Source organism: Pseudoxanthomonas koreensis (assembly GCF_010093225.1).
Classification (GTDB): Bacteria; Pseudomonadota; Gammaproteobacteria; order Xanthomonadales; family Xanthomonadaceae; genus Pseudoxanthomonas; species Pseudoxanthomonas koreensis.
In genome coordinates this window covers 65019-73458 of record NZ_PDWM01000012.1, presented here as the reverse complement: position 1 = coordinate 73458, position 8440 = coordinate 65019, and the positions used below count along the sequence as shown (strand labels likewise).

The 8440-nt window shown below is 71.1% G+C and carries 9 protein-coding genes; 2 read left to right on the top strand and 7 right to left on the bottom strand.

Going from position 1 to position 8440, the window contains the following annotated elements; all coding sequences use genetic code 11:
* Together CSC64_RS05690 and phhA are read right to left on the bottom strand one after the other, a co-directional pair.
* The coding region (locus CSC64_RS05690) for a TonB-dependent receptor family protein (RefSeq protein WP_238389774.1) at positions 1 to 2162 on the bottom strand (2162 nt) is incomplete at its 3' end.
* A 243-nt stretch (positions 2163 to 2405) separates the two neighbouring features.
* The gene (gene phhA, locus CSC64_RS05685) at positions 2406 to 3317 is read right to left on the bottom strand and encodes a phenylalanine 4-monooxygenase (protein ID WP_162434359.1); all 912 of its coding nucleotides are present in this window, start codon (positions 3315 to 3317) and stop codon (positions 2406 to 2408) included.
* 125 nt (positions 3318 to 3442) lie between these two features.
* On the opposite strand from phhA, the gene CSC64_RS05680 reads away from it, so the two are divergent.
* Positions 3443 to 3919, top strand: a complete 477-nt coding sequence (locus CSC64_RS05680) for an Lrp/AsnC family transcriptional regulator (RefSeq protein WP_162434358.1) — start codon at positions 3443 to 3445, stop codon at positions 3917 to 3919.
* Between the two features lie 47 nt (positions 3920 to 3966).
* Positions 3967 to 4260 carry a hypothetical protein gene (locus CSC64_RS05675; RefSeq protein ID WP_162434357.1) on the top strand — a complete coding sequence of 98 codons (294 nt, stop codon included), beginning with the start codon at positions 3967 to 3969 and terminating at the stop codon, positions 4258 to 4260.
* A 128-nt stretch (positions 4261 to 4388) separates the two neighbouring features.
* Here the strand turns inward: CSC64_RS05675 and CSC64_RS05670 are convergent, their stop codons facing one another.
* From CSC64_RS05670 to queF, 5 genes are all read right to left on the bottom strand, one after another.
* On the bottom strand, positions 4389 to 5309 hold the full coding sequence (locus CSC64_RS05670; RefSeq protein WP_162434356.1) for an acid phosphatase: 921 nt from the start codon (positions 5307 to 5309) through the stop codon (positions 4389 to 4391).
* Positions 5310 to 5510: 201 nt separating this feature from the next.
* Positions 5511 to 6293 carry a rhomboid family intramembrane serine protease gene (locus CSC64_RS05665; protein WP_162434355.1) on the bottom strand — a complete coding sequence of 261 codons (783 nt, stop codon included), beginning with the start codon at positions 6291 to 6293 and terminating at the stop codon, positions 5511 to 5513.
* 151 nt (positions 6294 to 6444) lie between these two features.
* The gene (locus CSC64_RS05660; RefSeq protein WP_162434354.1) at positions 6445 to 6933 is read right to left on the bottom strand and encodes a hypothetical protein; all 489 of its coding nucleotides are present in this window, start codon (positions 6931 to 6933) and stop codon (positions 6445 to 6447) included.
* Positions 6934 to 6988: 55 nt separating this feature from the next.
* Complete coding sequence (locus tag CSC64_RS05655) at positions 6989 to 7309, bottom strand: LysM peptidoglycan-binding domain-containing protein (protein WP_162434353.1); 321 nt, start codon at positions 7307 to 7309, stop codon at positions 6989 to 6991.
* A 108-nt stretch (positions 7310 to 7417) separates the two neighbouring features.
* Positions 7418 to 8278, bottom strand: coding sequence for an NADPH-dependent 7-cyano-7-deazaguanine reductase QueF (gene queF / locus CSC64_RS05650; RefSeq protein ID WP_162434352.1), 861 nt, complete (start codon positions 8276 to 8278; stop codon positions 7418 to 7420).
* Positions 8279 to 8440: the final 162 nt, after the last annotated feature.

Below are 8440 nucleotides of genomic sequence, written 5' to 3'. Positions count from 1 at the left end.
AACCGGCCCCCACCCGATAGCACCACTACCCTCGTCGTCGGCAGCGTCAGAAGTGTATAAAAGACAGTGCGCGTGGACAACCTGTTCGACCGCGACCATGCCGGTTCGTAGTAACGGCCATTGGCCTCGTTGACGATCACCGAACCGGCATGGTCGCGGTCGAACAGGTTGTCCACGCGCATGAAGGCGCGCAGGCCCGGCGCCAGTTCCGGCAGCACCCTCGCGGCCTCGATCGCGAACAGGCCGTAGCCCGGCGCCACCGCGTTGCCGCGATCGTTCGCGTTCACCGCACCGATGCCGGTGGCCTCCGCGGCGAAATTCCACAGTGCGTATTCGTGCGCCAGCCGCAGCCGGCCGCTTTGCCGCGGCAGGCCGGGGATGCGCGTGCCCGCAGCCACGCCCGTGCCCGGCGTGGCGCAGGAACCGCTGCAGAACGGATCACGGAAACGCGCGTCCAGCCAGGTGGCCGCCAGTTCCAGCGACCAGCCCGCGGCCAGCGGCAGCTGCGCCGACAGTTCCGCGCCCTGCCGGCGCGCGCGGCCGACGTTGTGGAAGCTGCTGCGGCCGCCGCTGTTGCGCGCAACCGCCAGCTCGTCGCGGGTATCGGCGCGGAACAGCGCCGCCGCCAGTGTCCATCCATCGGCGCCGCGCCACTTCGTCCCCAGCTCCAGGTTGCGGCTCACCGCCGGGCGCAGGTCGAAGGCCAGCCCGCCCTGGCCGTCGGCGCGATACGCCAGTTCGTTGAAGGTCGGCGTCTCGAAGCCGCGGCCGGCGGACAGGTACACGCGCCAGTCCGCGCCGGGCGAGAACACCAGTCCGGCGACCGGCGTGGCCTGCGCGTATCCGGCCTCGCCGCTGTCGTCCGGATTGGCGCCGGTGACGTAATGGTCGTCGGAGCGGAACCGCACCTGGCTGTAGCGCGCGCCGGCCTGCAGCGCCCAGCGCGGCGAAAACCGCCACCACGCCTGCGCGTACCCGTCCTGATTGCGCACGCCGTCGTCCTGGTCGCGACGCAGCGCACCACGCACGCCGAGCCGGCCATCGGCGAAATTCTCGTAACCGCGCCGCTGCTGCTGCTGTTGTTCGCCACTGGCGCCGACGGTGAATTCGAAATCCCCGTCCAGCGCCGTCCATGTCGTCCGCGCATCGAAGCCGCCGTAGCCGCCGTCGAGGTCGACCACGCCGCCGGCGCTGAGCGGATTGGCCTGCGCGGCGACCGGCACCGCCAGGTACTGTTCCACTTCGCGCCGGCCGCCGTATGCGGCCAGCCGCAGCGTCGTCGCCGCGGCCAGCGGCTGGCTCCAGGTCACGCCCAGCTGCCCCTGGCGCGCCGACTTGCGGGTATCGAACAGCAGCGCCTGCGGCGTGGCCTGGCGCGGGTCTTCCCGCCACTGCGCGCGGTCCAGGCCGAGCGGATCCTGCGCATCGGGCGCATCGAAATGGTTGCCGACCAGTTCCAGCCGGCCGCCGCCAGGCAGGTCGCGGTGCAGCTTCAGGTTGAGCGATTCGCGGCGCGCGGCGCCGTGCTCGCGGTAGCCGTCGGTGTCGAACAGCGCCGCGGCCAGGTGGTAGCCGGTGGCGCCGGCGCTGCCGAGCAGGCGCGCGCTGGCGGTGGCGGTGCCGTAGCTCGCGCCCGTCGCGCGCAGGTCCAGCTGCGGCGTCGCCGTGCCATCGGCACTCCACAGCTGGACCACGCCACCGGACGAGTTGCCGTACAGCGACGAGAACGGGCCGCGCATCACCTCCAGCCGGTCACCGGCGGCCAGCGCGAAGTGCGAGAGCTGGCCCTGCCCGTCGGGCATCGTCGCCGGGATGCCGTCGGCGTACAGGCGCACGCCGCGCACGCCGAAGGTGGCGCGCGCGCCGAAGCCGCGGATCGACAGCTGCGTGTCCTGGGCGAAATTCTGCCGGTCGCGCGCGAGCACGCCGGGCACGCCGCCCAGCGATTCGGACAGGCTCGCCTGCGGTCGCGTCGAGGCGGCGCCGACGTCGATCACGTCGATCGAGGCGGGCAGGTCGAAGGCCGGCACCGACTGCACGCGCGCGGTGACCGAGACCGGTGACAGCGACACGGTCTCGGCGTGCAACGCCGGCGCGGCGAAGCAGCAGGCCATGGCCAGCAGCGAACGACCGCCGGCACGGGGGCAGCGAAAGGAATGCATGCGCCCCCAGTCTAGCCGCCCGCCCTCCTGTAGGAGTCCACTTCAGGGGGCGACCCGATGCCGCCGGAAGGCGTGGCGTTCAACGCGGATCGTCCGGATCGGTTGCGTTGAACGTGGCTGCGCGCGGGCCTCGTCGGGTCGCCCCCTGAAGGAAGAAAAGGGGACGGAGGCAATTACGCCAGCGTAATTGCCTCCGTCCCCTTTTCTTACAGAATCCCTTCCCGCGTTATGCGTGCGACGCCATCACACGTCGCCGTCGCTCGCCCAGCCCTCGCCGCTGCCGCGCTGGTGCACGCTGTCGCCGTCGCGCACCCCACCGGCCGGGATCGTGTCCTGCGCTGCCAGCCGCGCATAGATCGGGGTGAAGTCCGGCGCGGTCGCGTTCATCAGCTGCTCGAAGCTGTCGATCACGAAGTAGGTCTTCTGGAAGGTGTCGATCCGGTAGCGCGTGCGCATGATCCGCTCCAGGTCAAAACCAAGACGGTTTGGCGCGGCCGATTCCAGCGAGTGCAGCGACTCGCCCTTCGACGACACGATGCCGGCGCCGTAGATGCGCAGCCCGTCGGCCTGGCGGATCAGGCCGAACTCGACCGTGTACCAGTACAGCCGGGTCAGGTTCTGCAGCGCCTCCGGCCCGATCGCGTGTGCCTTCACGCCGCCGGCGCCATAGGCCTGCATGTAGTCGGCGAACATCGGGTTCATCAGCAGCGGCACGTGGCCGAACAGGTCGTGGAACAGGTCCGGTTCGGCGATGTAGTCGATCTGCTCGGGGCGGCGGATCCACCAGGTCACCGGGAAGCGGCGGTTGGCCAGGTGGTCGAAGAAATCCAGTTCCGGTAGCAGTCCTTCCACGCCCACCAGGGTCCAGCCGGTGGCCGCGCCGAGGACCTCGTTGAGCTGGTCGAAGCGCGGGATCGCGCGCGCGTCCATGCCCATCGCGTCCTGAGCCTGCAGGAACTCGTCGCAGGCGCGGCCGGCGAGCAGTTCGCGCTGGCGCTGGTAGAGCGTGCCCCAGGTGGCGTGGTCGTCGGCGCTGTAGTCCAGCCACGGCTGCTCGACCACCGCGGTGGTGTAGACCGGGACGTAGCCCTTGTCGGTCTGCATGCCGTCGGCGGGCTTGCCTTCGACGCGGCGCGGGGTGGTGGCTTCGGACATTGCGGCGGCACCTCTGGAAGAAGTCCCAGCGTAGGGCGGACCCGGCGCAATCGGGTTGCAAAGTTGCAGGGTCATGGCCATATGACGCAATCTTGTTGCGCATCCATGATGTTGCGTGGCAACAAATGTCCGTCACCACCGCCTTCGACCGCACCGACCTGCGCCTGCTGGCCCTGCTCCAGCGCGACGGCCGCGCCAGCAACGCCGACTTGGCCGCGCAGGTGAACCTGTCGCCCTCGGCCTGCCTGCGCCGGATCCAGCGCCTGGAAGCCAGCGGCGTGGTCGCCGGCTACGCCGCGCGGCTGGACCCGCAGGCGCTGGGCCTGGGCCTGCAGGCCTTCGTCCGCGTGCAGCTGGAGAAGCACGGCGCGCCCGGGATCGAGCGCTTCATCGCCAACGTGCAGGACTGGGACGAAGTGGTCGCCTGCCACGCCCTCACCGGCGACATGGATTACCTGCTGCACGTGTACGTGCGCGACCTGGAGCACTTCTCGCGTTTCCTGCTCGACCGCCTGCTCAACGCTTCCGGCGTGGCCGACGTGAACTCGAGCTTCGTGCTGCGCACGGTGAAGGCATCGGGCGGGCTGCCGCTGCCGGGCTGACGCGCGGCGGGGTAGCATCCGGCAGACCTTCGCTGCGGGGAGCAGGCATGGACACATCGACCGCAAAGGGACGGACGCTGCTGTTGGCGGCGGCATTCGTGCTGGCGGCCTGCAGCGCGCCGCCATCGCCGCCCGCACCGGCGCCGGTGACGGCAGATGTCCCGGCGCCAGCGCGCGTCGGCGGCGACCGCGACGCGCATGGCTGCATCCCGTCAGCCGGCTACCGCTGGTGCGAGCGCAGCGCGCGCTGCGAACGGCCGTGGGAACTTGCCAAGGCGCAAGGTTTCGAGAATACGGACGAGGCCTTCGTGGGTTACTGCGGAATGCCGTCGGCGCGCTGAGCCGCGTCGCCCGCGCTTGTTCCTGGCCGTGCGTTGTACTGGAGCCGCGCACGCAGGCGCGTCCGGCTGTTTCCTTGCAGGCCTGCGGTCGCGGTCCTACGCCGGCGTTCCGTTTGCGCGGCGCGCCCTCAAAGCACGCCGGGCAGCGGTTGCGCCAGCGCAGCCGCCTCCGCGGCACAATCGCGATCCGGCTGCACGCCCTGTGCCCGCACCTCCGCCAGCTCCTTCGCCGCCGCCGCCACGTCCGCGCGATACGCCGGATCGGACTGCAGCCGCGCGAACGTGCCCGAGGCCATGAAGCGCCCCTGCAGCACGTCGCTCTGCCAGTGCACGTTGCACACCAGCCGGCTCTCGCCGAAGCTGCGGCCGCGTGCGAGCAGGGCGTTGCTGCGTTCCGGCGCGGCCTGCGTCAGCACCAGCGCCCAGGTCCAGCCGATCGCGGTGTGGCCGGACGGGTAGGAGCCGTTGCCGCGCAGGTCGGCTTCGTCCTCCGGCGTACAGGTCGGTTCGCCGGTTTCCACGAACGGGCGCGTGCGCTCGTAGCGCGCCTTGGCTGCGCGGGTGGACAGCGCCGCATCGGTGAGGGTGCGGCGCAGCAGGCGATAGGTGGCCGGCGTGCGCTGCGCGTCGATGCCGGTGCCCAGCGCGCAGGCGAAGGTGCCGGCGGCGAACGGAAAGTCGAGTTCGGCATCGTGGCGCGCCTGTTCGAAGCGCGGCGTGCCGCGCAGTGCGAGCGCGGCGCGCATCACCGCGTGGTCCTGGGCCAGCGCGGCGGTGCCGGTGGCCGGTGGCGCCGGTACCAGCGCCAGGCTGTCGGGGATCGCGTCGGCCGCCAGGTAGCCGGCGAGGATCCCGGGGCGGATCTCGGGTACGGCGGTCGCCGGCGCTTCCGGCGCGGAGGACGCCTGGGGTGCCGGTGCGCTCGTGCACGACACCAGCAGCAGCGATGCGACCGCCAGCGCCGTGACCGGCGGCAGGATGCGGAGCGACGGTGCGCCGTGGGTCGGGCCCGGCGTGGCGCGGCGGCTTGCTGGAGAGTGCTGGTTCATGGCGTGGCTTCCGGTGGATGGCAGCGGACGGGACGTCGACCCGGCGCACAGTGCGCCGGGAAGTGCACCACCGGCGTCGTGCCGGTGTCCCGCGACATGGTGTCCGCTACATCATGCCGCCGAACCCGGATTCACGCACGAATGCGACATGGGTCGCCAGGCCGGGGATCGTCGCGAATGAAAAAACGGTGTCCCGTGGCGCTATTCCGGCGGCGCCTGTTCGCCCGGGCGCCGCAGGCGCACCACCACGCCGCGCACCTGGTCATCGGGCGTGCGCTGCCACAGCACCGGCACTTCGCGCGGCGGCGGCGGCTCCAGCTCCGCCGCATCGCCGGACATGGCGGCACGTTCCGCCTCTTCCTCCTCGCGCTCCCAGCTGTAGCGCTGGCGCGGCGCCATCGGATCGAGGCCGCGGAACAGGAAGCCCGACAGCCCGCCCGCCAGTGCACCGCCCAGGTGCGACTGCCAGGAAATGCCGTCGCCATGCGGCAGCACGGCCAGCACCGAGCCGCCGTAGAACAGCATCACGATCATGCCCGCGGCGATCGACGCCCGGTCGCGCCGCAGCAGGCCCAGGGTGACCACCAGGAACATCAGGCCGTGGGTCACCCCGCTGGCACCGAGGTGGCGGCTGCCGGCCTCGCCGAGCAGCCAGGCGCCCAGGCCCGAGCCCAGCCACATCAGCGGCAGAGCGCGCAGGGTGGCGCGCGGATACACCGCTCCGGCCAGGGTGCCCAGGATCAGCAGCGCGCTGGCATTGGCCGCCAGGTGCGCGGCCGAGCCGTGCAGCAGCGGCGCGGTGACCAGGCCCAGCAGGCCGGCGGCCTCCCCCGGGGTTACCGCCATGGCGCCCACCGGCAGGCGCGGCTGCAGCGCGAAGACCGCCAGCAGCAGGCCGATGAAGGCCAGGCTCAGGTTGAACGCCAGCAGCAGGCGGCGGCGGTCGTGTTCGGTGCTGACGGGCGTGGCGGGATCGTGGGGCATGTCGCCTCCGGGGCATGAACCCCTTGCATGGCGGCGATGGCGCGGTGGATCAAGGCGCGAGGCAGAAACAGCGAGGAAAAAAACGGGCGCGGTTCGCACCGCGCCCAATCATGCTCACCCTGCTGGGAGAGAGACAGGAGAGAGAGCTTCCTTACTTCACCTCGAACTCCTTCGACTGGACGACCGATCCGTCGAGGGAGATTTCGACCTTGTAGCGGCCGGCCGGGAAGCCGTCCGGCTTGCTGATCTGGAATGCGGTGACGCCGTCGCCGGTGAGGTTCAGGTCGCGGCTTTCCTCGTGCACGGTCTGGCCGTCCTGGAAGGTCCACTTGGCGGTCAGCTTGCCGGGCACGGGGGCGGCGGCATCGCTGGTGCGGGTGGTCACCGCGGCGTAGATGGTGTCGCGCGGGGCGAAGGTGCTGGCCGGCGCGGCGACGCGGTTGTCGGCGCCGACGCTGTTGCCCAGGTCCAGCGCGGTGACACTGGCGGTGGCCGCGGCCGGTGCGGCGATCGGGGTCGGCTCGGGCGCTGTCGCCGGCGGCGTCGGTGCCGGGGCGGGCTCGGGCTTCTTGCAGGCGGAGAGGACCAGCGCGGCGGCCAGCGCGGCCGAAAGCGGGTACAGCAGGCGGGTGCGGCTCATGAAGGCATCCTTGGTGGAAAGGGGCAGGTCGGAGGAAGTCCGGGCGGCGCGCGCGTCAGGCCGCCGACGGCGGCGGGTCCTGTTCGGCGGCCGGGATCCGCAGCACCTGGCCGGGCTTGATCCGGTCCGGGTCGTCGAGCTGGTCGCGGTTGGCCTCGAAGATCTTCGGCCAGGCCGTGGCCTTGCCGTAGAACTGCTTGGCGATCTTCGAAAGGTTGTCGCCCTTCTCGACGGTGTAGGTCTGTTCGGGCGGATTGACGATCTCCTCGGTGGAGGTCACGCCGCCCTGGACGTTGCCGAAGTCCGGGCGCTCGGCCTCGGTGCTGCGGACGCCACCCTGGACATTGGAGAAGTCGGGCTTGTTTCCGGTGCTCATGCCGTCGCCGTTCCCTTGGAGTCGCGGCCACGGTCTCACAGCCCCTGTTAATAAAGCATCGGGGGTTCGTGAAGCGTTTATTGGAATGCGTGCGCGGCGCGCACTTTCCTACTGACGCAGGTCGCGTACTGCGGCCGGTGCGGGGTGTCCCGGGGTGCCGCGCCAGGGATTGATGTCCAGGCCACCGCGGCGGGTGTAGCGCGCCTCCACCGACAGGCTGGCCGGCGCGCAGTGGCGCAGCACGTCGAGGAAGATGCGCTCCACGCACTGTTCGTGGAACCCGGCGTGTTCGCGGAAGCTGACCAGGTAGCGCAGCAAGCCGGTGCGTTCGATCCGCGGGCCGCGATAGCGCAGGTGCACGCTGGCCCAGTCCGGCTGGCCGGTGACCGGGCAGTTGGACTTGAGCAGGTCCGAGTGCAGGTGTTCTTCGACCGTATCGCCCAGGGTGGTGGAAAGGAACGTGGCATCGGGCGGGCCGTAGGTGTCGAAGTCGGCTTCGATCGCGTCCAGCGATTCGCCGGTGGCGGTGCGGGCGGCGCCTGTGTCCGCGCCGGTATCGGCGCTTGCACTGCCGGCGATGGGTGGCAGGCCGAAGGCCATCGTCACCGGAGCACCGGCGCAGCGCGACAGGTCCGCCTCGATGCAGGCGCGCAGCGCGGCCGCGTCGGCGAAGCGCGCGGCGTTTAGCGAGTTGAGGTAGAGCTTGAGCGACTTGGACTCGACCAGGTTCGGCGAGGTCGCCGGCACCTGCAGCGTGGCGGTGGCCACGCGTGGCTTGCCGCGTTCGTCCAGCCAGCCCAGTTCATAGGCGTGCCAGCGATCGTGGCCGGCGAACGGCAGCGGCGCGCCGGCGGCCAGTCCCAGTTCGGCACGCGCACCGGCGCGCGGGATCGGGAACAGCAGTGACGGGTCATAGCCGGTCGGATAGGCGACCTCGCGGCCGAGGCTGGAGTCGTGCGGGGTACTCATGTGGCCATTCTAGGCGCTGGCGCCACCAGCCCCGCTTGGTGCCACGCTCTTGTAGGAGCTCCATTCATGGGCGACCCGACGAAACCGGAAGGCGCGGGGTTCAACGCGGAACCTCCGGATGCGTCGCGTTGAACGCAGGTTCCTCCCGATGTCGTCGGGTCG